The organism is Pseudomonas gingeri (assembly GCF_013386115.1).
GTDB classification, from domain to species: Bacteria; Pseudomonadota; Gammaproteobacteria; order Pseudomonadales; family Pseudomonadaceae; genus Aquipseudomonas; species Aquipseudomonas gingeri.
Map to the genome: position 1 here is coordinate 644984 of NZ_JACAOR010000007.1, position 23104 is coordinate 668087.

20 protein-coding genes and 4 tRNA genes are annotated in these 23104 nt (G+C 62.0%); 13 read left to right on the forward strand and 11 right to left on the reverse strand.

Annotated elements, in window-relative coordinates; translation table 11 throughout:
* Positions 1-23: 23 nt before the first annotated feature.
* On the reverse strand, positions 24-737 hold the full coding sequence (locus tag HX881_RS15360) for a UTRA domain-containing protein (protein ID WP_017127814.1): 714 nt from the start codon (positions 735-737) through the stop codon (positions 24-26).
* A gap of 391 nt (positions 738-1128) precedes the next feature.
* Between HX881_RS15360 and HX881_RS15365 the strand changes: the two genes are divergently transcribed.
* From HX881_RS15365 to HX881_RS15390, 6 genes are all read left to right on the forward strand, one after another.
* Entirely contained in the window at positions 1129-2196 is a 1068-nt protein-coding gene (locus HX881_RS15365; protein ID WP_017127813.1) for an ABC transporter substrate-binding protein, read from the forward strand.
* A 168-nt stretch (positions 2197-2364) separates the two neighbouring features.
* Positions 2365-3171 (forward strand): alkaline phosphatase family protein, encoded by an 807-nt coding sequence (locus tag HX881_RS15370; RefSeq protein ID WP_177085278.1) that lies wholly within the window; start codon positions 2365-2367, stop codon positions 3169-3171.
* Positions 3150-4013, forward strand: a complete 864-nt coding sequence (locus HX881_RS15375) for an ABC transporter permease (protein WP_167331650.1) — start codon at positions 3150-3152, stop codon at positions 4011-4013. The genes HX881_RS15370 and HX881_RS15375 overlap by 22 nt, the downstream gene beginning before the upstream one ends.
* Entirely contained in the window at positions 4000-4815 is an 816-nt protein-coding gene (locus tag HX881_RS15380) for an ABC transporter permease (protein WP_177085280.1), read from the forward strand. The genes HX881_RS15375 and HX881_RS15380 overlap by 14 nt, the downstream gene beginning before the upstream one ends.
* On the forward strand, positions 4812-5801 hold the full coding sequence (locus tag HX881_RS15385) for an ABC transporter ATP-binding protein (RefSeq protein WP_017127809.1): 990 nt from the start codon (positions 4812-4814) through the stop codon (positions 5799-5801). The genes HX881_RS15380 and HX881_RS15385 overlap by 4 nt, the downstream gene beginning before the upstream one ends.
* Positions 5802-5850: 49 nt before the next feature.
* Positions 5851-6504 (forward strand): HAD family hydrolase, encoded by a 654-nt coding sequence (locus HX881_RS15390; RefSeq protein ID WP_017127808.1) that lies wholly within the window; start codon positions 5851-5853, stop codon positions 6502-6504.
* 162 nt (positions 6505-6666) lie between these two features.
* Here the strand turns inward: HX881_RS15390 and HX881_RS15395 are convergent, their stop codons facing one another.
* Positions 6667-7629: a zinc-binding dehydrogenase gene (locus HX881_RS15395; protein WP_177085282.1), complete on the reverse strand. Its 963-nt coding sequence runs from the start codon at positions 7627-7629 to the stop codon at positions 6667-6669.
* A gap of 182 nt (positions 7630-7811) precedes the next feature.
* On the opposite strand from HX881_RS15395, the gene HX881_RS15400 reads away from it, so the two are divergent.
* Complete coding sequence (locus tag HX881_RS15400; protein WP_177064220.1) at positions 7812-9896, forward strand: carboxy terminal-processing peptidase; 2085 nt, start codon at positions 7812-7814, stop codon at positions 9894-9896.
* Between the two features lie 134 nt (positions 9897-10030).
* Complete coding sequence (locus tag HX881_RS15405) at positions 10031-11863, forward strand: bifunctional diguanylate cyclase/phosphodiesterase (protein WP_177085284.1); 1833 nt, start codon at positions 10031-10033, stop codon at positions 11861-11863.
* 18 nt (positions 11864-11881) lie between these two features.
* Here HX881_RS15405 and HX881_RS15410 read toward each other — a convergent pair whose 3' ends face one another.
* The 4 genes from HX881_RS15410 to bamJ form a co-directional block, all read right to left on the reverse strand.
* A complete protein-coding gene (locus tag HX881_RS15410) occupies positions 11882-12253 on the reverse strand; it encodes a hypothetical protein (RefSeq protein WP_040065236.1) in 372 nt (123 codons plus the stop codon).
* Positions 12250-12591 carry a helix-turn-helix domain-containing protein gene (locus tag HX881_RS15415; protein ID WP_042936089.1) on the reverse strand — a complete coding sequence of 114 codons (342 nt, stop codon included), beginning with the start codon at positions 12589-12591 and terminating at the stop codon, positions 12250-12252. Before HX881_RS15415 ends, HX881_RS15410 begins: the two co-directional genes overlap by 4 nt.
* A 113-nt stretch (positions 12592-12704) precedes the next feature.
* A complete protein-coding gene (locus tag HX881_RS15420; RefSeq protein WP_017127803.1) occupies positions 12705-13160 on the reverse strand; it encodes a YkvA family protein in 456 nt (151 codons plus the stop codon).
* A 297-nt stretch (positions 13161-13457) separates the two neighbouring features.
* Positions 13458-14174 carry a BamJ family beta-barrel-assembly machinery protein gene (gene bamJ, locus HX881_RS15425; RefSeq protein ID WP_017127802.1) on the reverse strand — a complete coding sequence of 239 codons (717 nt, stop codon included), beginning with the start codon at positions 14172-14174 and terminating at the stop codon, positions 13458-13460.
* 268 nt (positions 14175-14442) lie between these two features.
* Between bamJ and HX881_RS15430 the strand changes: the two genes are divergently transcribed.
* Both HX881_RS15430 and HX881_RS15435 read left to right on the forward strand, forming a co-directional pair.
* Positions 14443-16251, forward strand: a complete 1809-nt coding sequence (locus tag HX881_RS15430) for a di-heme-cytochrome C peroxidase (RefSeq protein WP_177085285.1) — start codon at positions 14443-14445, stop codon at positions 16249-16251.
* 37 nt (positions 16252-16288) lie between these two features.
* Positions 16289-17425, forward strand: a complete 1137-nt coding sequence (locus HX881_RS15435; RefSeq protein ID WP_177085287.1) for a catalase family protein — start codon at positions 16289-16291, stop codon at positions 17423-17425.
* A gap of 360 nt (positions 17426-17785) precedes the next feature.
* Here HX881_RS15435 and HX881_RS15440 read toward each other — a convergent pair.
* The 4 genes from HX881_RS15440 to HX881_RS15455 all read right to left on the reverse strand — a co-directional run bounded on the left by HX881_RS15440 (position 17786) and on the right by HX881_RS15455 (position 18295).
* Positions 17786-17862 (reverse strand) — tRNA-Asp (locus HX881_RS15440).
* A 19-nt stretch (positions 17863-17881) separates the two neighbouring features.
* Positions 17882-17957: transfer RNA gene (locus tag HX881_RS15445), tRNA-Val, on the reverse strand.
* 166 nt (positions 17958-18123) lie between these two features.
* Positions 18124-18200: transfer RNA gene (locus tag HX881_RS15450), tRNA-Asp, on the reverse strand.
* A gap of 19 nt (positions 18201-18219) precedes the next feature.
* Positions 18220-18295, reverse strand: a tRNA-Val gene (locus HX881_RS15455).
* A gap of 160 nt (positions 18296-18455) precedes the next feature.
* Here HX881_RS15455 and rdgC point away from each other — a divergent pair.
* From rdgC to sugE, 3 genes are all read left to right on the forward strand, one after another.
* A complete protein-coding gene (gene rdgC, locus HX881_RS15460) occupies positions 18456-19376 on the forward strand; it encodes a recombination-associated protein RdgC (RefSeq protein WP_017127797.1) in 921 nt (306 codons plus the stop codon).
* A gap of 245 nt (positions 19377-19621) precedes the next feature.
* Complete coding sequence (locus HX881_RS15465) at positions 19622-20587, forward strand: bile acid:sodium symporter family protein (RefSeq protein WP_017127796.1); 966 nt, start codon at positions 19622-19624, stop codon at positions 20585-20587.
* Between the two features lie 117 nt (positions 20588-20704).
* Complete coding sequence (gene sugE / locus HX881_RS15470; protein WP_017127795.1) at positions 20705-21022, forward strand: quaternary ammonium compound efflux SMR transporter SugE; 318 nt, start codon at positions 20705-20707, stop codon at positions 21020-21022.
* A 137-nt stretch (positions 21023-21159) separates the two neighbouring features.
* Here the strand turns inward: sugE and HX881_RS15475 are convergent, their stop codons facing one another.
* The gene (locus tag HX881_RS15475) at positions 21160-23037 is read right to left on the reverse strand and encodes an MFS transporter (protein ID WP_177085289.1); all 1878 of its coding nucleotides are present in this window, start codon (positions 23035-23037) and stop codon (positions 21160-21162) included.
* Positions 23038-23104 lie beyond the last annotated feature (67 nt).

A 23104-nucleotide genomic window follows, 5' to 3' on the forward strand; every position in this document is an offset into this window, starting at 1 on the left:
GCCTGCCAATCCAGGAGTGACCGCTAAACCACATCCACGCCGACATGAATCGCATCATGCCGCCAGAACTCCAGGTCACAGTCGATCAGCCGTTCATGCTGGTCGTAGTTGACCCGGGCAATCCGCAGGCCCGGACTGCCCACCGATACCCGCAACGCGGCGGCCGCCTCGACCTGCAATGAGGTCGGCACGATTTCGAAGCGCACCCGCCCGTAATGCAGGTCGTAGTGGCGGGCATACAGCTCGGTTATCGACTGGTTCAGGTCGAACTCCAGGATGCCCGGGAAGTACTGCGGGTTGAGGTAGTGCTCGACATACAGCACCAGCCGCTCATCGATCCGCCGCGCCCGGCAGATCTGGATCACGCTGGACAAGGCCGGCAACTGCAACCAGTCACACACCGCCGCCGAAGCCGGTTGCAGGCGCGCGCAAATCACCTGGGTGGACGGCACCCGCCCCTGGGCACTGACCATCGCGTGAAAGTGGCTACGCTGCATAAGGTTGTAGGCCAGCCGTGGTGGCGAGATGAACCAGCCACGACGCTCCTCCCGATAGATCAGCCCCTGGGCCTCCAGTTGCAGCAAGGCCTCGCGCACGGTGATCCGGGTGGTGCTGAACAGCTCGCTGAGCTTGCGCTCGGCCGGCAGCTTGCTTCCCGGTGGCAACAGCCCGTGTTCGATCTGCTCATGGAGCGCCTGACCGATGGCTGTCACCGCTTTTGGTGCCTCTTCGCGCATCAACGTTACCTATCTGGACTAGTCCAGCACTGTTTGAGGGCAGAACCGCACAGGATCGCGGTCCCCAGTTGTAGCGCTCAGCCTAGGCAATGCATATGACTGATATGTGACAAAGCGACGAAACGGTGCACGTGGACGGCCGTTCCAGAACATCAATTCGCATAAATATCAGTTAGTTACAAATGGTCTACGCTTAATTCGACGGTCATGAGCACTACGGGCAAAAAACCTTGCAGGACTGATGCCGACATCAAAGTGTCATCCTGCTGGCTTAAATTGGCTCAGGTATTGCTGACCTAGACCAAACGATGCACTGCACCACGTTATAAAAACCGTCATAGAAACTGTTGATAAAAAATCTCTGCGTTGAAAACGCCCAAAGGAGCTTCGGATGAAACAGCTTTTCCTGGCATCACTGTTAGGCTCGACCATTGCCCTGTGCACCTCCGCCATGGCCGCTGACACCGATTTGCAAACACTTGAAAACGCCGCCAAGAAAGAAGGCGCCGTGAACAGCGTCGGCATGCCCGATGACTGGGCGAACTGGGCTGGCACCTGGAAAGACCTGAGCGACAAGTACGGCCTCAAGCACATCGACACCGACATGAGCTCGGCCCAGGAAATCGCCAAGTTCGATGCGGAGAAAGACAACGCCAGCGCCGATATCGGCGACGTCGGCGCGGCCTTCGGTCCGATCGCGGTGAAAAAGGGCGTCGCCCAGCCGTACAAGCCAAGCACCTGGGCCCAGGTCCCGGATTGGGCCAAGGACAAGGACGGCAACTGGGCACTGGCCTACACAGGTACCATCGCCTTCATCGTCAACAAGAAGCTGCTGCACGGTTCCGAAGCACCGAAAAGCTGGGCTGACCTCAAGACCGGCAAGTACAAGGTTTCCATCGGTGACGTGAGCACCGCCGCCCAGGCCGCCAACGGCGTACTGGCCGCTGCCCTGGCCAACGGTGGCGACGAGAAGAACCTGCAACCGGCCCTGCTGATGTTTGCCGATATCGCCAAGCAGGGTCGCCTGTCGCTCGCCAACCCGACCATCGCCACCATGGAAAAAGGCGAAGTCGAAGTCGGCGTGGTCTGGGACTTCAACGGCCTGAGCTACAAGGCCAAGATGGCCAACCCGGATGACTACGTCGTGCTGATCCCATCGGACGGTTCGGTGATTTCCGGCTACACCACCATCATCAACAAGTACGCCAAGCACCCGAACGCCGCCAAGCTGACCCGCGAATACATCTTCAGCGATGCGGGCCAGATCAACCTGGCGCGCGGCAATGCCCGTCCGATCCGTGCCGAGCACCTGACCCTGCCGGCAGACGTGAAAGCCAAGCTGCTGCCTAACGAGCAGTACAAGAAAGTCACGCCGATCAAAGACGCCGATGCCTGGGAAAAGACTTCCAAGGCGCTGCCGCAGAAGTGGAACGAAGAAGTCATCATCAACATGCAATAACCCGACAGCCTTGGCCCGGGGCTCGTCCCCGGGTCAACGCGATCATTGCAGGAGCCGGCTTGCCGACGATAAGGACCGAGAGAACAATATTAGTCTCAAGGCCCTCGTCGCCGGCAGGCCGGCTCCCACATCAGATTCTGTTCGTTCCCCAACATGGAGGCCCGGCTTATGCAGCACAACGTCATCCTGGTCGTGCTCGATGGCCTGAACTACGAGGTCGCCCGGCATGCCATGGGCCATCTCCAGGCTTACGCAGGCGCAGGACGCGCGGCGCTGTACAAACTGGAATGCGAGTTGCCCTCGCTCTCAAGACCGCTCTACGAATGCATTCTCACCGGTGTGGCCCCGATCCGGAGCGGCATCGTGCACAACCACGTCTCGCGCCTGTCCAACCAGCGCAGCGTGTTCCATTACGCCCGCGACGCTGGTCTGAGCACCGCCGCGGCGGCCTATCACTGGGTCAGCGAACTGTACAACCGCTCGCCCTTCGTCGCGGCCCGTGACCGCCATACCCGCAATGAAAGCCTGCCGATCCAGCACGGGCATTTCTATTGGGTCGATCACTACCCCGACTCCCATCTGTTCGCCGATGCCGAAAACCTGCGCCTGCAACACGCGCCGAACTTCCTGCTGGTGCACCCGATGAATATCGATGACGCCGGCCACAAGCATGGCCTCGATACCGCGCAATACCGCAACAGCGCGCGTTCGGCCGACATCATCCTGGCCGACTACCTGCAAGGCTGGCTCGACGCCGGCTACCAGGTACTGGTGACCGCCGACCACGGCATGAACAACGACCGCTCGCACAACGGCCTGCTGGCCGAGGAACGGGAAGTGCCGCTGTTCGTCCTCGGCGATGCCTTCAGTTTCGATCCCGACGCCACGCCCCAACAGACGCAACTGTGCGGCACGATCTGCGAGCTGCTGGGCGTCCCCCATGACAAACCTGTATGCCGGGAGCTGCTGAAGTGAATTCACTCACCCGTGGCAAATGGCTCGCCGTGCTCTGCCTGGTGCCCTTTGCCCTGTTCTTCATCGTGTTCGAGATCGCGCCGCTGGTGTGGGTGCTGATCAACAGCCTGCAATCGGAAGACGATGGCTGGGGTCTGGCCAACTTCAGCAAGATCTTCAGTTCGAAGTTCTACCTGCAGGCGATCCAGTACAGCCTGGAGATCAGCTTCTGGTCGAGCGTGTTCGGCATGATCATCGCGGTGCTCGGTGCCTACTCGCTACGCCGGGTCGACTCGCGCCTGCGGGATTTCGTCAATGCCTTCGCCAACATGACCAGCAACTTCGCCGGCGTGCCCCTGGCCTTCGCGTTCATCATCCTGCTGGGCTTCAACGGCACCATCACCATCATGCTGAAGCAGGCGGGGATCATCCAGGACTTCAACCTGTACTCGAAGACCGGCCTGATCATCCTCTACACCTACTTCCAGATTCCCCTGGGCGTGCTGCTGCTCTACCCGGCCTTCGACGCCCTGCGCGAAGACTGGCGCGAGTCCGCCGCGCTGCTCGGTGCCGAAGGCTGGCAGTTCTGGCGCCATATCGGCCTGCCGGTGCTGACCCCGGCGCTGCTGGGGACCTTCGTGATCCTGCTGGCCAACGCCCTCGGCGCCTACGCCACGGTCTATGCCCTGACCACCGGCAACTTCAACGTGTTGCCGATCCGTATCGCCGCCATGGTCTCCGGCGACATCAGCCTCGACCCGAACATGGCCAGTGCCCTGGCCGTAGTGCTGGTGGGCCTGATGACCTTCGTGACCGTGATCCACCAGTGGCTGTTGAAGAGGAGCTACCATGTCGCGCGCTGAACCCGGCTCCGCCGCCCTGTACCACCGCCTGGTGGTGTACCTGTTGTTCCTGATCCTGTTGCTGCCCCTGGCCGGCACCCTGGTCTATTCGATTGCCAGCAGTTGGTCGGCGACCGTCCTGCCCAGCGGTTTCACCTTCAAGTGGTACCTGCAACTGTGGAGCGACCCACGCTTCCTCAATGCCTTCGGCCAGTCGCTGATCGTCTGCGTCGGCTCGCTGGTGTTGTCGGTGGTGCTGATCCTGCCGCTGCTGTTCGTGGTGCACTACCACTTCCCGCGGCTCGACGCGCTGATGAACATCCTGATCCTGCTGCCCTTCGCGGTGCCGCCGGTGGTGTCCTCGGTGGGACTGTTGCAACTGTACGGCTCCGGGCCGTTCGCCATGGTCGGTACGCCGTGGATCCTGATCGGCTGCTACTTCACCGTGGCCTTGCCGTTCATGTACCGGGCCATCACCAACAACCTGCAGGCGATCAACCTGCGCGACCTGATGGACGCCGCCCACCTGCTCGGCGCCAGCACCTGGCAGGCGGCGTTCCTGGTGGTCCTGCCCAACCTGCGCAAGGGCCTGATGGTCGCGTTGCTGCTGTCGTTCTCCTTCCTGTTCGGCGAGTTCGTGTTCGCCAACATCCTGGTGGGCACCCGCTATGAAACCCTGCAGGTGTACCTGAACAACATGCGCAACAGCAGCGGTCACTTCACCAGTGCCCTGGTGATCTCCTACTTCCTCTTTGTTTTGGTACTCACCTGGGTCGCCAATCGCCTGAGCTCTTCACCAAAAGAGAAGGACAAAAGCCAATGAGCTTCATCAGTGTCCAGAGCCTGAAAAAAACCTACGCCGGCACCACGGTGTTCAGCGACATCAACTGCGAAATCGCCAAGGGCGAGTTCGTCACCCTGCTCGGCCCGTCCGGTTGCGGCAAGTCCACCCTGCTGCGCTGCATCGCCGGCCTGACCCCGGTGGACAGCGGCAAGATCCTCCTCGACGGCCAGGACATCGTGCCCCTCAGCCCGCAGAAGCGTGCGATCGGCATGGTGTTCCAGAGCTACGCGCTGTTCCCCAACATGACCGTGGAACAGAACGTCGCCTTCGGCCTGAAAATGCAGAAGGTCAATGCCGACGACAGCCACAAGCGCGTGATGGAAGCCCTCAAGCTGGTGGAACTGCACGACTTCGCCGCGCGCTACCCCCACCAGCTGTCCGGCGGCCAATGCCAGCGCGTGGCCCTGGCCCGTTCGCTGGTCACCCGCCCGCGCCTGCTGCTGCTCGACGAGCCGCTGTCGGCCCTCGATGCGCGGATTCGCAAGCACTTGCGCGAACAGATCCGGGCAATCCAGCGCGAGCTGGGCCTGACCACCATCTTCGTCACCCACGACCAGGAAGAAGCCCTGACCATGAGTGACCGGATCTTCCTGATGAACCAGGGCAAGATCGTCCAGAGCGGCGACGCCGAATCGCTCTACACCGCCCCGGTGGATGTGTTTGCCGCCGGTTTTATCGGCAACTACAACCTGCTCGAAGCCGACGCCGCCAGCCGCCTGCTGCAGCGTCCGATCAACGGTCGTATCGCCATCCGCCCGGAAGCCATCGAACTGAGTACCGACGGCGAGCTGGATGCGCTGATCCGCAGCCACAGCCTGCTGGGCAACGTCATCCGCTATCGGGTCGAGGCGCGGGGCGTGGAACTGGTGGTGGATGTGCTCAACCGTTCGGCCGCCGATCTGCACCCCGATGGTCGGCGCCTGGCGTTGTCCATCGATCCGACGGCCCTGTGTGAGGTAGCCTGATGTCTTTGACGCGTTTGAAGAGTGTTCCCTTGACGAGAGAATCCCGCTGATGGCCCTGGCAATTTTTGATCTGGATGAAACCCTGATCCACGGTGACTGCGCGACGCTCTGGAGCGAGCAGATGGGTCGCCTGGGCTGGGTCGACCCGGAGTCGTTCATGCGCCGCAACAACGAACTGATGGCCGCCTACAGCAAGGGCGAGCTGGCCATGGAAGACTTCATGCTGTTCAGCCTGGAGCCCATGGCCGGACGCACCCCGGAAGAGGTCGAGCACCTGGTCGAACCCTGGGTCGAGGATGTGATCGAGCCGCTGATCTACAGCGATGCCTGTAAGGCGATTGCCGCCCATCGGGCGGCGGGTGACCGGATCCTGGTGATTTCCGCCTCCGGCACCCACCTGGTGAAACCGATTGCCGAACGCCTGGGCATCGACGAAGTGCTGGGCATCGAGCTGGAGGTCATGCACGGCGTCTACAGCGGGCATACCGTCGGCACCCTGACCTACCGCGAAGGCAAGATCACCCGTCTGCTGGAATGGCTGGATGCCGAAGAGGAAAACCTCGAGGACGCGAGCTTCTATTCCGACTCACGCAACGACTTGCCGTTGCTGCTGAAGGTCGACCATCCCCATGCGGTCAACCCGGACCCGGTGCTGCGCGAGCAGGCGGAAAAGGCCGGCTGGCCTGTCCATCACTGGAAATAGCCGGCCCTTATCGGAGCCGGCTTCTGTGAAAGCCGGCTTCTGTAGGAACCGGCTTCCGTGGGATCGGACTTCTGTGGGAGCGGGCTTGCCCGCGAAGAGGCCCGTCAGACCGCCAAAGACCTCACAGGCAAGCCCACTCCCACACAGGCGCCGCCCCTGCATTCACACCAGCGTTTCGTCGATCACCAGCACCAGCTTGCCCGCCACCTGGTTGCCGGCCAGCTCGGTGAACGCCACTTCGGCATCGCGGATCGGGAACACCTTGGCCAACTGCGGACTGAGGCGTTTCTCGGCGAACAGCGGCCAGACGTGCTGATGCAGGTCACTGAGCAGATCCGCCTTGAATTGCGCGTCGCGACTGCGCAAGGTCGACCCCAGCAACTGGATGCGCTTGGCCAGGATCTTCGCCAGGTCCAGCCGGGTTTCCCGCCCGCCCATCAGGCCGATCAGCAGCCACCGCCCGTCAGCTGACAAAAGTTTCACGTTCAGCTCGGCGTAGTTCGCCCCCACCGGATCGAGGATCACATCAAAGGGCGCGAAGTCGCTCAACCCTTCGATATCGTCGCTGCGGATCGCCCCGCCCTGGGCGCCCAGCGCCTCGCAATAGGCCAGCCGATCCGCCGAACCGACGCTTACCCAGCAGGGATTGCCGAACGCCTTGCACAGCTGGATGGCGGCCGAACCAACGCCACTGGCACCGGCATGCAACAGCACTTTTTCACCCGGCTTGAGTCCGGCCAACTGGAACAGATTCAGCCACGCCGTGGCGTAGACCTCAGGCAACGCGGCCGCCTCGACCAGGCTCAGGCCCTCCGGCACCGGCAGCACATGACGCCCGTCGACCACCACTTCCTCGGCCATGCCGCCGCCGGCCAGCAGCGCACAGACACGGTCGCCGACCTGCCAGGCGGATCCCGGGCCCACTTCACTGATCACCCCGGAGCACTCCAGGCCCAGCACCTCGCTGGCCCCCGGCGGTGGCGGATAGAGCCCGGCCTTCTGCAACAGATCGGCGCGATTGAGTCCCGCAGCCGCCACGCGAATCCGTACCTGTCCGACATCACAGGCCGGACTTGGCTCCTCAACCCACTCCACTTGACCTTCAACGCCTTGCAATGCTTTCACAGTGCCTCCATAGTGAGTCTGGACTGAGCCCGGAGCTGTAGCACCGGGCTTTTTGCATTATGCGACCGGTCCGAGGGTCGTACGAAAACCTGCCAATGCAGTTTTGGTACGCAGTCCCGCGGAACCGGCGACTTTAAAGACGGCCTAATATGCGTGATCAATTGTCCCCGCGTCGACTCAGCATGAAGCATTTGTTCCCCAGCACCGCTCTTGCCCTTTTCATTGGCCTTGGCGTTTCCACGTTCTCGGCCAATACGTTCGCAGCCAATAGCTGGGACAACCTTCAGCCCGACCGTGACGAGGTGATTGCCAGCCTGAACGTCGTCGAGTTGCTCAAGCGTCATCACTACAGCAAGCCGCCGCTCGACGACGCGCGCTCGGTGATCATCTACGACAGTTACCTCAAGTTGCTCGATCCGTCGCGCAGCTACTTCCTCGCCAGCGACATCAGCGAATTCGACAAATGGAAAACCCAGTTTGACGACTTCCTCAAGAGCGGCGACCTGAATGCCGGCTTCACCATCTACAAGCGCTACCTGGACCGGGTCAAGGCCCGCCTCGACTTCGCCCTCGCCGAGTTGAACAAGGGCGTGGACAAGATGGACTTCACCACCAAGGAGACCTTGCTGATCGATCGCAAGGACGCTCCATGGCTCAAGAGCACCGCCGAGCTCGACGACCTGTGGCGCAAGCGCGTCAAGGACGAAGTGTTGCGCCTGAAGATCGCCGGCAAGGATCCCAAGGCGATCCAGGAACTGCTGGTCAAGCGCTACAAGAACCAGCTGGCGCGCCTGGACCAGACCCGGGCCGAAGATATCTTCCAGGCCTACATCAATACCTTTGCGATGTCCTACGACCCGCACACCAACTATCTGTCACCCGATAGCGCGGAAAACTTCGACATCAACATGAGCCTGTCCCTCGAGGGGATCGGCGCCGTGCTGCAAAGCGACAACGACCAGGTCAAGGTCGTGCGCCTGGTGCCGTCGGGCCCGGCGGACAAGACCAAACAGGTCGCCCCGGCCGACAAGATCATCGGTGTCGCCCAGGGCGACAAGGAAATGGTCGACGTGGTCGGCTGGCGCCTGGACGAAGTGGTCAAGCTGATCCGTGGCCCGAAAGGCTCCGTGGTCCGCCTGGAAGTGATTCCGGCGAGCAACGCGCCGAACGACCAGACCAGCAAGATCGTCTCCATCACCCGTGAATCGGTGAAACTGGAAGACCAGGCCGCGAACAAGTCGATCCTGCACCTCAAGCAGGATGGCAAGGACTACAAGCTCGGCGTCATCGACATCCCGGCGTTCTACCTGGACTTCAAGGCCTTCCGTGCCGGCGATCCGGACTACAAGAGCACCACCCGCGACGTCAAGAAGCTGCTGGGCGAATTGCAGAAGGAAGGCGTCGACGGCGTGGTCATCGACCTGCGCAACAACGGCGGCGGTTCCCTGCAGGAAGCCACCGAGCTGACCAGCCTGTTTATCGACAAGGGCCCGACCGTACTGGTGCGTAACGCCGACGGCAAGGTCGATGTGCTCGAGGACGAAAACCCCGGCGCCTTCTACAAGGGCCCGATGGCGTTGCTGGTCAACCGCCTGTCCGCCTCGGCCTCGGAGATTTTCGCCGGCGCCATGCAGGACTATCACCGGGCGCTGATCATCGGTGGCCAGACCTTCGGCAAAGGCACCGTGCAGACCATCCAGCCGCTGAACCATGGTGAGCTGAAGCTGACCCTGGCCAAGTTCTACCGGGTTTCCGGGCAGAGCACCCAGCACCAGGGCGTGTTGCCCGACGTGGATTTCCCGTCGATCATCGACACCAAGGAAATCGGCGAGAGCGCACTGCCGGAAGCCATGCCATGGGACACCATTCGCCCGTCGATCAAGCCGGCGGTGGATCCGTTCAAGCCGTTCCTGGCGCAGCTCAAGTCTGACCACGATGCCCGCGCGTCGAAGGATGCCGAGTTCATCTTCATTCGCGACAAGCTGGCCCTGGCCGAGAAGCTGATGAAGGAAAAGACCGTGAGCCTGAACGAGGCCGACCGTCGCGCCCAGCGCGCCGATATCGATGCCAAGCAACTGGCCATGGAAAACGCCCGCCGCAAGGCCAAGGGCGAAGACGCCCTCAAGGAACTGAAGAAAGAGGACGAAGACGCCCTGCCGCCTGATCCAGACAAGAAAACCAAGCCGGAAGACGACGCCTACCTGAGCGAAACCGGGCGGATCCTCCTGGATTACCTGCGCCTGAATACCGCGGTGGCCAAGCACTGACAGATAATGGCAATTTAATGTGATCGCTCTTCGGAGCGTCATCAAACAGTCATCATTCTGTCGTGAAATAAGGACTGGATGCGGCTCTTGGATCAAGAGTCTCTTCCGGTCCTTTTTTATTATCAGAGACTGCCATGACCATGACCGAACAGCTGAAGGCCTTGAGTTCAATCCTGGCTCAGAGTGGTCTGCACAGTCTGTTCCAGCCGATCATTTCGCTCTCCGAAAGGCGTATCGTCGGTTATGAAGCCCTCAGTCGCGGGCCCTCCAACAGCCCCCTGCACTCGCCGATCAGCCTGTTCGCCGTGGCCCGCCAGGCCGGACGCCTGAGCGAACTGGAAATGGCCTGCCGGCTCAGCGCCTGCCGCCGCTTCAGCGAGCAGAAACTGCCGGGCAAGCTGTTCCTCAACGTTTCCCCAGAATCCCTGCTGGAGCCGACCCACCAACCGGGCCGGACCCTTACGCTGCTCCAGGACTTCGGCATCGACCCCAGCAACGTGGTCATCGAACTCACCGAACAAACCCCGACCGACGACTTCCAGTTGCTGCAGAACGCGCTGCACCACTACCGCGCCATGGGCTTCTCGATCGCCCTGGATGACCTGGGCGCCGGTTATTCCAGCCTGCGCCTGTGGTCGGAGCTGCGCCCGGACTACGTGAAGATCGACCGGCACTTTATCGACGGCATCCACCAGGACGGCCTCAAGCGCGAATTCGTCGGCTCCATCCTGCAGATCGCCAAGGCTTCGCGGGCCCAGGTGATCGCCGAAGGCATCGAATTGCCGGAGGAACTGGCAGTGCTCACCGAGATGGGGGTCGACCTGGTCCAGGGCTACCTGCTCTGCCGGCCCCAGGAACAGCCACCGCAGGACGCCCGCAGCCTGCTGCCGAAACTGGAAAACACCTCGATTGCCCTGAGCGAGGAAGCCAGTGACCTCAGCGCACTGCTGATCGAACAGCCGGCAGTGACCCAGGGCACCCCCACGGCAACCGTGCTGGAAGCTTTCCGCCGCCAGGCCAACCTCAACTCCCTGGCGGTGCTGGACGAGCAGGAACGGCCCTGTGGCATCGTCCACCGGCACTCGCTGTCGGATGCCCTGCTCAAGCCGTTCGCCACCGACCTGTTCGCCCGCAAGCCCATCAGCCGGCTGATGAGCGATGACTTCCTCGCGGTGGAGCTGAGCCAGTCGCTGCAGCAGGTCAGCCGGCTGCTGACCAGTCGCGCCCGGCAACGCATAGAGGAAGACTTCATCATCACCCTCAATGGCTGCTACCTGGGCCTGGGACGGGTGATCGACGTGCTCAAACTGATCACCGAACTGAAGATCCAGCAGGCCCGCTACGCCAACCCGCTGACCCTGCTGCCCGGCAACGTGCCGATCCAGCAGTGCCTGACGCGCCTGTTGCAGCAACAGCGCGAGTCGCTGATCTGCTACGTGGATATCGACAGTTTCAAGCCCTTCAACGATATCTACGGCTACGGCCGGGGCGACGAGGTGTTGCTGTGCCTGGCGCAATGCCTGAACGATCGTGTCGATCCGAGCCGGGATTTCGTCGGCCATATCGGCGGCGACGACTTCCTGCTGGTGCTGGGTTCGGAGGACTGGCGCAAGCGCCTGAATCAGTTGCTGGAAGACTTCCAGCACCAGTGCCGGCGTTTCTACCGCGCCGAGCACCTGGAGGCGGGTTGCTTCATCGCCTCGAACCGCCAGGGCCAGCGCCAGGAGTTTCCACTGCTGTCGCTGTCGATAGGGGTGGTGCACCTGCAACCGCAGTCATGCGGCCTGCTGGATGCCAGCCAGTTGGCGGAACTCGCCTCCCAGGCCAAGCACCACGCCAAGAACGTCCCTGGCTACAGCATCCATGTGATCGATAGCCGGGAACTGGTCACCGCGGCATCGCAGAGCAGCCTGCCGACCGATGAGCCACCCGCCGACAACGCCACGCCGGCCTGGGCCCGCCCCTAGCGGCCTGTGTGGCCCGCCTCAGGCCTCCGCGGACTCGGGATAATCGTACTCGAACACCCGCACCACTTCCGAAGCATGCCAGGACGCCGCCGCTACGCCATCGGACGGGCCGGAGAAACGCCCCAGGCGCTCGACGCACTCGAAGAAGCCGGTACGCGGCAGGCGACTGGCGCCCTGGCTGATCACCAGTGAACTGCGCAGCGGCTGTTCGGCCTTGGCATCGAGGGCCGCCAGGTGCTCCAGGGCCGCCGTCAGGGTCTGCATCGCCGGGCTCGGCAACTGCAGGCGCTCGAGCAGCGCGCGGTAGGTCAGCAAATGGCGCTGGCGGCGGGCCTGATCGAGTTCACCAAGCAAACCATCCCAATGCTGGCGACTGATCCGCACGCTCACGATGCGTCCCTCCAGCCGGCCACACCCAGTTCCCAGGCGAGGCTGCGGCGAATCGCGGCATCCGGCTGGCGCTCACCGCTTTCGATCAGGCCCAGGTACGACGGGCTGATGCCGACGGTCCGGGCCAGGCTTTCAATGGCCAGTCCCTTGGCTTCGCGCAGGCTGCGCAACTGATCGAACGCCGGCAATGCCGGGTCCGCCGCGACAGGCGTATCGGAGGGTTTGGGAGAGGGTTGTTGGCTGCGCAAACCGGCAGCTTCAAGCAAGGCCTGGTACTGAGCCCAGGGGAGAACCGCATACTCCGGTTCGCCGTCACGTGTAATTATTTGAAGATCCATTACCACACCCCGTAGGACGATTACACATAGCGAGTCAGCGCTTTCCCTGTAGCTTAATATTAACAGCCGCCAAGGTCGCTAGTGTGCTTGTTCTTCGTACAACAGGATTTGGATCAATTTTTTTCGTCGTGCTCGAGCTGCAACTGCTCCGGCGTGTCCGGCAGGCGCTCGACGACCTGCAATTGCGCGGGTACCTGACGCTCGCGCCAGGCCCTGAAGGCATTCAACTCCTGGTCCAGGGTATTCATCACCCAGGCCAGCACCGCGATATCGTCGAGCATGCCGAATACCGGGATGAAGTCCGGAATCGCGTCGATCGGGCTGAGGAAATACATCAGGCCCGCCACCACGATGATCATCGACTTGTAGCTGATCTCCCGGTACTCGCCCCGCCAGTACGCCAGGCACAGCACCTGCAGCAGTTTCAGGTCTTCCTTGAGCTTGCCCAACCGTCCACCTTGCCGGGCACTCTTGCTCGCCACCGCGAACAACAGCGTCGGCAAACGACCACGAACCAGCAAGCGTTGGGCCAATGGCAGGAAGCGCGCGAAATTCCAGGGTGCTTTCATCATCACTCCAGCAGGCAGACGCACAAGGTTATCCACACAAATTGTGGATAACCTTGTGAACAGAGCCACTTTTTACAGCTGAGAGCCCCGTCATACAAGGCCCCGGCTCAGATCGGGCGTTTTTTACTCACTAAAAAAAACCCATAATTTCATTGACTTGACGCCAGTCTACGACTAGGTCGATTAGCTCAATGTTAAGACTACGCTGACCAGTCTGCGTTCGATTTCTTACAGCTTATCAAGACGCAGAAACGACAACGCCCCGTCAGACGGGGCGTTGTCACAAGCACGACCAGATTACTTGGCGGCTTCGTCAGCCTTGGCCGGATCCTTGATCGCCAACAGCTCCAGATCGAACACCAGCACCGAGTTGGCCGGGATTGCCGGGCTCGGGCTCTGTGCGCCGTAAGCCAGGTCTGCCGGGATGTACAGCTTGTACTTCTCGCCAACGTGCATCAGTTGCAGGCCTTCGACCCAACCCGGAATCACGCCGCTCACCGGCAGGTCGATCGGGCTGCCGCGATCCACGGAGCTGTCGAAGGTGGTGCCGTTGGTCAGCTTGCCGGTGTAGTGAACAGTCACTACGTCGGTAGGCTTGGGCTGAGGACCGTCGGCTTTCTTGACGACTTCATACTGCAGGCCGGAAGCGGTGGTCACGACACCAGGCTTCTTGCCGTTTTCCTCGAGGAATTTCTTGCCGGCGGCTGCCGATTCTTCGCTCAGCTTGGCCATGCGCTCTTCGGCACGTTTCTGCAGGGCGGCAAAGGCTTCGACCAGTTCGTCGTCTTTCAGCTTCTGCTCTTTCTTGCCGATGGCATCTTCGATGCCCTGGGCAACAGCCTTGGAATCCAGATCATCCATGCCTTCCTGAGCCAGGCTCTTGCCCATGTTCAGGCCGATACCATAGGAAGCTTTTTGCGCCGGGGTTTTCAGCTCTACGCTGGAATGCGAGTCGCAGCCCGCAAGTACCAGGCTTACCAGGGCAACCGCCGCCGCCAACCGATGCTGTTTCATGCTATTTCCTTGTTCATGCGCCTAAAGGGCAATCGAGTAAAGCCGCGAGCTTATCAGGCGGCCACGACCAATGGCTACGGGGATGAGAGGGGTAAAGCGCCAATAAGTTCAGTCATTTCGGGCATTTTACAAAGCCCTGACGTTCAGTTTACGTACCGCTCCGACGCCATCCCCCGACAGGGGGCCAGCATAGACGGCCATCACGGCCACTTGCTGCCTGACAACGGCTCAGGCATAAGAGCATGACAACTCGACAAGGATCGTTATCTTGCGCATATTTTACCGTGTGTTACTGGCTCTGATACTCCTGCTTGGCCTAGGCCTCGCGGTGATTCTGTACTACATCGCCAATCCGAAATTGCCGACATACGTGCCGGCAGAACAGGTCCGCTACCTGGAGCAGTGGAGCCCGGCCGACCGCCAGACCTTCTACTACACGCCGCAGGGCACCCAGGTGAAAGGCCTGCGGTATGAATGGTTCACCGCCCTGGAGCTACCTTTCTCCGAGCAACGCTTCGCGGCCCCGGAATACCTGGCGCGTTTCGGTTTCCTGGTGGACCCCGGGCAACAGGCCACGCCGGACAATCCCGGCAACCTGCCAGTAGGCTTCACCCGTCACCAGAACCCCGGCAGCGACGCCCGCTACCTGGATATCACCTGCGCCGCCTGCCATACCGGCGAACTGCGCTATAAAGGACAGGCACTACGGATCGACGGCGGCTCGGCCCAGCATGTGCTGCCCTCGAGCGTGCCGACGGTACGCGGTGGCAGCTTTGGCCAGGCGCTGGTCGCCAGCCTCGCCGCCACCTATTACAACCCCTGGAAGTTCAAGCGTTTCGCCCGGCAGGTCCTCGGTGACGAATACGAAGCCCGCCACGACGAGCTACGCGCCGCCGTCAAACAGTCCCTGGACACCTTCCTCCACGTCGCCTGGAACGATACCCATCGCGGCCTGTATCCGACCCTGGAAGGCCCCGGCCGCACGGATGCCTTCGGCCGGATCGCCAACGCCAGCTTCGGCGATGCCATCTCCGAGAAGAACTACCGGGTCGCCAATGCCCCCGTGGACTACCCGCAACTGTGGGATATCTGGACCTTCGACTGGGTCCAGTGGACCGCATCGGCCCAGCAACCCATGGCGCGCAATATCGGCGAGGCCCTGGGCGTCGGCGCCACCCTGAACTTCTTCGATGACAACGGCCAGCCGCTGCAGGGCGACGCTCGCTACCCCTCCAGCGTGCGGGTGCGCGACCTGCACAAGATCGAGGAAACCCTGCAACGCCTGAAGCCGCCGACCTGGCCCGAGGACCTGTTCGGCAAGGTCGACCTGGCCCGCGCCGCCCAGGGTCGCGCGCTGTTCGCCGAGAACTGCGCCGGCTGCCACGTGCCGGCGACCAGCGAGGAAAACGGCCGGCCGGTGCAGCACCTGAAAGCGATTCCGCTCGCGGCGATCGGTACCGATCCCAACACCGCCAGCAATATCGCCGACCAGCGCTACGACCTGAGCGCCTTGCAGTGGGACCCGGCGGAGCTGGCAAGACTGCCGGTGGAACTGCACCCAAAGCCGGACCAGCCGCTGGACATGACGCAACTGTCGGTCGCCAAGGGCCTGGCCTATGTCACTGCCTTCGTCGAAGAACGCGCCTACCGCGACGCCAAGGTCACCCCCGCCGAGCGCGCGCAACTGGACGGTTTCGGCCTGCCCATCGGCGTCCTCGAACAGCGCGCCTACAAGGCACGCCCGCTGGCCGGTGTCTGGGCCACGCCGCCCTATCTGCACAACGGCTCGGTACCCAGCCTCTATCAACTGCTTTCCCCCCAGGACGAGCGCGCCACCACCTTCTACAGAGGCACCTTCGAATACGATCCGCGCCACCTGGGCTATCGCCAGAAAGCCTTCGAGAACGGCTTCCTGTTCGATACCCGGATCAGCGGCAACCACAACAGCGGCCACGAATTCCGTGCCGGCAAGCGTGGCAACGGGGTCATCGGCCGCCTGCTGCAACCGGAAGAGCGCTGGGCCCTGCTCGAATACCTGAAAGTGCTGGGCGGACCGCTGGAGCAGCAACTGCCATGAGCCTGCAATCCCACGATCACGTCAAAAGGATGACCCCATGTTGAAGCGACTCTGGCTGCGCCTCGGCGCCTTTCTCGGCAAGAGCCTGCTGGTCCTGATCGGACTCGGCCTGCTCGGCTGGGGGTTGTCGACCGGCTGGTATGCCTGGCGCCACAGCGGGCCGGTCTCGGCGGAGGAACAGGTGCCGCCCGGTGAGTCGGCCATGACCCAGGACATCATCCAGACCGCCGTGCGCATCGTCGACCAGCACCGCGAGGGCACGCGCTTTCTGCGTGACGCCCATGCCAAGGCCCACGGCTGCGTGAAGGCCGAAGTCCGGGTACTCGATGGCCTGGGCGGCGATCTGCGCCAGGGTGTGTTCGCCGAGCCGGGCAAGACCTGGCAGGCCTTGATCCGCCTGTCCAATGGCAACGCCTACCCGCAGTTCGACAGTATCCGCGATGCCCGCGGCATGGCGATCAAGCTGATGGATGTCCCCGGCAAGCAGTTGCTGGCGGGGCAACAGGGTCGTCACGAGCAGGATTTCGTGATGTTCAGCCACCCGAACTTTTTCGTCAGCGACGTTGCCGAGTACCAGCAGAACATCGGGGCCCAGGCCGATGGCAAGAAGGTCCTGGCGTTTTTCCCGAGCTGGAATCCCACCGGCTGGCAGATCCGCCATCTGTTCATTGCCCTGGCAACCCTGGCGCCGGCACCGAAAAGCCCGACCCGGACGACCTACTTCTCCGTATCGCCGTACAAGTTCGGCAGCGCCAACGCCAAGTTCCGTGTAGCGCCCGATCCACAGAGCTGCCCGGAATACGAATTGCCGAAGCAGAACGAGGACCTGCCGAACTTCCTGCGCAGCGCCCTGGTCCAGCAGTTATCCACAGACCGCGTGCCGGCCTGCTTCGTCCTGCAGATCCAGCGCCAGAACGCCAACAAGTACATGCCGATCGAAGACACCAGCATCGAATGGAAGGAAAGCGATGCGCCATACGAGACCGTGGCGAGCGTGCGCATCCCGGCCCAGGACTTCGATACGCTGGAACAGAACATCGCCTGTGACAACCAGTCGTTCAGTCCCTGGCACGGCCTGGAGGCCCATCGACCGATTGGCGGGATCAACCGCTTGCGCAAGGCGGTATACGACGCGGTCAGCGATTACCGGCATAGCCGCAACGCCGAGCAATAGCACCGTCCTTTATCCTTGTGGCGCCTGCGCGGGCGCCATCGCCGGCAAGCCGGCTCCCACAATAGCCCGTGCTGAACGCTGGATTGGCGTACGACAAAAAACTTGTGGGAGCCGGCTTGCTGCCAAGACAACATCAGGCCCGCTCCACCATCACTGACAAACCGGCTCCTGCAATAGCCCGTGCTGAAAACTGGATTGGCGTGCGACAAAAATCTTGTGGGAGCCGGCTTGCTGGCGATCGCGATATGAGCCTCACCGCCGCAACCACTGAACGGCGCCAGAAGAGACGGACGAAAAAAAGCCCGCACAAGGCGGGCTTTCCGTGATGTCCTGGCGTTCAGTGGTCCAGAACATCGAATATGGCGCAGCGGACGGGACTCGAACCCGCGACCCCCGGCGTGACAGGCCGGTATTCTAACCGACTGAACTACCGCTGCGCGTAACACTGATATCGAATGGTGGGTGATGACGGGATCGAACCGCCGACCCTCTGCTTGTAAGGCAGATGCTCTCCCGGCTGAGCTAATCACCCTTCGCTTTCGGTGTGGGCGCATTATGCCACAAAAAATCCATAACGCACTGATTTAAATAATCTTTTTTTAAATCCAGGATTTTTTGCAAACAGCAGACAGCAAAAAGCCCGCACTAGGCGGGCTTCCTGTGATGTCCTGGCGTTCAGTGGTCCAGAACATCGAATATGGCGCAGCGGACGGGACTCGAACCCGCGACCCCCGGCGTGACAGGCCGGTATTCTAACCGACTGAACTACCGCTGCGCGTAACACTGTTGACGAATGGTGGGTGATGACGGGATCGAACCGCCGACCCTCTGCTTGTAAGGCAGATGCTCTCCCGGCTGAGCTAATCACCCTTCGCTTTCGGTGTGGCGCGCATTCTACGGAGCACTCCACACTCTGGCAAGCACTTTCTTTAATATTTTTCTCAGGCCTTCCAAAGACTTAGCAGAGGGTTGGCCTATCGGGCCACGAAGAGAATAATGCCCTCCTTTGTATAAAGGAGAGATTCACCCCATGTGGTTCAAAAACCTGCTTATCTATCGCCTGACCCAAGATCTGCCTTTTGATGCCGAGGCGTTGGAAACCGCACTGGCGACCAAACCGGCCCGCCCCTGTGCAAGCCAGGAGTTGACCACCTATGGCTTCGTCGCTCCGTTCGGCAAGGGTGAAGACGCCCCGCTGGTCCACGTCAGCGGCGACTTCCTGCTGGTCGCAGCACGCAAGGAAGAGCGCATCCTGCCCGGCAGCGTGGTGCGTGACGCACTGAAGGAAAAGGTCGAGGAGATCGAGGCCGAGCAAATGCGCAAGGTCTACAAGAAGGAACGCGATCAACTCAAGGATGAAATCATCCAGGCGTTCCTGCCCCGTGCCTTTATCCGTCGCTCGGCGACCTTTGCCGCGATCGCGCCGAAACAGGGCCTGATCCTGGTCAACTCGGCCAGCCCGAAACGCGCCGAAGACCTGCTGTCGACCCTGCGTGAAGTACTCGGCACCCTGCCGGTTCGTCCGCTGACCGTGAAGACCGCGCCGACCGCGGTGATGACCGACTGGGTCAAGACCCTGAAAGCCGCCGAGCACTTCTTTGTACTCGACGAGTGCGAGCTGCGCGACACCCAGGAAGATGGCGGCATCGTCCGCTGCAAGCGCCAGGACCTGACCGGCGAGGAAATCCAGCTGCACCTGAGCACCGGCAAGATGGTCACCCAGCTGGCATTGGCCTGGCAAGACAAGCTGTCCTTCGTGCTCGATGACAAGATGGTGGTCAAGCGCCTGAAGTTCGAAGACCTGCTGCAGGACCAGGCGGAACAGGACGGTGGCGAAGAAGCCCTGGGCCAGCTGGACGCCAGCTTCACCCTGATGATGCTGACCTTCGGCGAGTTCCTGCCGGAACTGTTCGACGCCCTGGGTGGCGAGGAAATGCCGCAGGGCATCTGATGCCGGACGCGGGCCCTGTGCAGGAGCCGACTTGCCGGCGATAGCGTCCGCCTCATCGCTGGTAAGCCAGCTACAAGGGCCATGTCGGACACGGAACGGGCGTACGACATCCATTCCCTGTGGGAGCCGGCTTGCTGGCGATAGCGTCCGCACAGCCACCACAAGGCTGCGAGGCGGCGTCCCGACAAACCGGCTCCTGCAAGGGGCCGGGTCAAGATGACGAACTCAAATAACAAGGAAATCCCATGCGCGCACTGGCCGCACTCAGCCGTTTTGTCGGTAACACCTTCGCCTACTGGGTGCTGATTTTCGCCGTGCTGGCGTTTCTGCAACCTGCCTGGTTCATCAGCCTGAAAGTCGCCATCGTGCCCCTGCTCGGCCTGGTGATGTTCGGCATGGGCCTGACCCTCAAACTCGAAGACTTCGCCGAAGTCGCCCGCCATCCCTGGCGCGTGGCCCTGGGCGTGGTCGCCCACTTCATTATCATGCCGGGCGTCGCCTGGCTGCTCTGCCGAGCCTTCCAGCTGCCAGCGGAAATCGCCGTCGGAGTGATCCTGGTCGGTTGCTGCCCGAGCGGCACTTCGTCCAATGTGATGACCTGGCTGGCCCGTGGCGACCTGGCGCTGTCGGTGGCGATTGCCGCGGTCACCACCCTGCTCGCCCCGTTGCTGACCCCGGCGCTGATCTGGCTGCTGGCCTCGGCCTGGTTGCCGGTGTCGTTCATGGAGCTGTTCTGGTCGATCCTGCAAGTGGTGCTGCTGCCCATCGTGCTCGGCGTGGTTGCCCAACGCCTGCTGGGGGAACGGGTACGCCATGCGGTGGAAGTCCTGCCGCTGATCTCGGTGGTGAGCATCGTGATCATCGTCACCGCAGTGGTCGCCGCCAGCCAGGCGAAGATCGCCGAGTCGGGACTGCTGATCATGGCCGTGGTCATGCTGCATAACAGCTTCGGTTATCTGCTCGGCTATTTCACCGGCCGCCTGTTCAAGCTGCCGCTGGCCCAGCGCAAGTCGCTGGCCCTGGAAGTCGGCATGCAGAACTCCGGGCTGGGCGCCGCCCTGGCCAGCGCGCATTTCTCGCCATTGGCGGCGGTGCCCAGCGCGCTGTTCAGTGTCTGGCACAATATTTCCGGGGCCCTGCTCTCGACCTGGTTCCGCCGGATGAGTGACAGGCAGGACCGCGAACTGGCCGCCCAGGGCACGGCCGACTGAGTGACAGCTTGATCCCCAGGTTGAGAATGGGCAATATAGTGCGCAACGCAGGGACGACCTTGCGGCTCGATCGAGTTATCAATCTGGGGACGACCCCGTCAATCGATGGAGGTCATCATGTCCTGGATCATTCTGTTTTTCGCCGGTCTGTTTGAAGTCGGTTGGGCCGTCGGCCTGAAATACACCGATGGCTTCAGCCGCCCGCTGCCCACCGCCCTGACCGTTGCCGCCATGGCCATCAGCCTCGGCCTGCTGGGCCTTGCCATGAAGGAATTGCCGCTGGGGACCGCCTACGCGATCTGGACCGGTGTCGGCGCGGTGGGCACGGTGATCGCCGGCATCATCCTGTTCGGCGAGTCCATGGCCCTGTTCCGGCTGGCGAGCGTGGCGCTGATCATCGCCGGACTGATCGGCCTGAAGGTCTCGGCGGCCTGACAGTGTCTCTTGTGGGAGCTGGCTTGCCGGCGATGAGGCCAACAAGCCTTGCGTCGCCTGATCGGACGCCATCGCCGGCAAGCCAGCTCCTACAAGGACCGTGTTCAACCATGAGGAATGGTTGAACACGAAACGCTCTATCGGTGCACCATCCCCCGCAACTGCAACACCTGCTCACGCAACCGCGCCGGCACTGCCTCCTCGGCCACCACCGTCGGCCCGGCCACCAGGGTCACCCGTGACCAGAGGCGACGGAACAGGCCCTTCTGCGGATCGCGGCTGAAGAAGCTGCCCCACAAGCCTTGCAGCGCCAGAGGAATCACCGGCACCGGGGTTTCCTCCAGCACGCGGGTCATGCCGCCCTTGAACTCGCTGATCTCGCCATCGGTGGTCAGCTTGCCCTCGGGAAAAATGCACACCAGCTCGCCGTCCTTCAGGTACTCGGCAATCTTGCGGAACGCACGCTCGTAGATCTCCAGGTCTTCACCGCGCCCGGCAATCGGAATCGCCCCGGCAGTGCGGAAGATGAAGTTGAGCACCGGCAAACGGTAGATCTTGTAATACATCACGAAGCGGATCGGCCGACGTACCGCCCCGCCGATCAGCAGCGCATCGACGAACGATACGTGGTTGCACACCAGCAACGCCGGCCCTTCATCGGGGATCAGCTCAAGGTTCCTGTGTTCGACCCGGTACATGGAATGGCTGAGGAGCCAGATCATGAAACGCATGCTGAACTCGGGGACGATCTTGAAGATGTAGGCGTTGACCGCGATGTTCATCAGCGACACCACCAGGAACAACTCCGGGATCGACAGCTTCGCCACGCTCAGCAGCAGAATCGAGACGATTGCCGAGACCACCATGAACAACGCATTGAGAATATTGTTCGCGGCGATCACCCGGGCCCGCTCGTTCTCGGCGGTGCGCGACTGGATCAAGGCATACAGCGGCACGATATAGAAGCCGCCGAACACCCCCAGCCCGAGGATATCGAGCAACACCCACCAGGCCTGGTGGTAGCCCAGCACATTCAGCCAGTCATTGGCCTGGATGTTCTGCGGCAAGTTGCCCGAATGCCACCACAACAGCAGGCCGAACAGTGTCAGGCCGAAAGAGCCGAACGGCACCAGGCCGATTTCCACCTTGCGTCCGGACAGGCGCTCGCAAAGCATCGAACCCACCGCGATGCCTACCGAGAACACGGTGAGAATCAGGGTCACCACGGTTTCATCGCCGTACATCCATTCCTTGGCGTAGGCGGGAATCTGCGTCAGGTAGATCGCCCCGACAAACCAGAACCATGAGTTGCCGACAATCGAGCGCGAGACCGCCGGCGTCTGTCCCAGGCCCAGGCGCAAGGTGGCCCAGGACTGGCTGAAGATATTCCAGTTCAACCGCAACTGTGGACTGGACGCCGCCGCCCGGGGAATGCCGCGGCTGGCGAGATAGCCCAGGACCGCCACGCCGATGATGGCGGCGGAGACAACCGGTGCGTAATGACTGGAGGACATCATGATCCCGGCACCGATGGTCCCGGCCAGGATCGCCAGGAAGGTACCCATTTCCACCAGGCCGTTGCCACCCACCAGTTCCTCTTCGCGCAGGGCCTGGGGCAGGATCGAATATTTCACCGGGCCGAACAGCGCCGAATGGGTGCCCATGGCGAACAACGCCACCAGCATCAGGGACAGGTGGTCGAACAGGAAGCCGGTGGCCCCGACCGCCATGATGGCGATTTCCCCCAGCTTGATCAGCCGGATCAGCGCGTCCTTGGCGAACTTCTCGCCAAACTGCCCGGCCAGGGCCGAAAACAGGAAGAACGGCAGGATGAACAGCAGGGCGCAGAGGTTGACCCAGATGCCGCGATCACCGTCGATGCTCAACTTGTAGAGGATGGCGAGGATCAACGACTGCTTGAAGATATTGTCGTTGAACGCTCCGAGCGACTGGGTCACGAAGAACGGCAGGAAGCGCCGCGTACGCAGTAGGCTGAACTGTGAGGGGTGACTCATCTTCCATGGTCCTGAGTGGCGCCGAGAGCGGCTTTCTTGTTGGAATGCGGATCACCGCTCCAGGCCA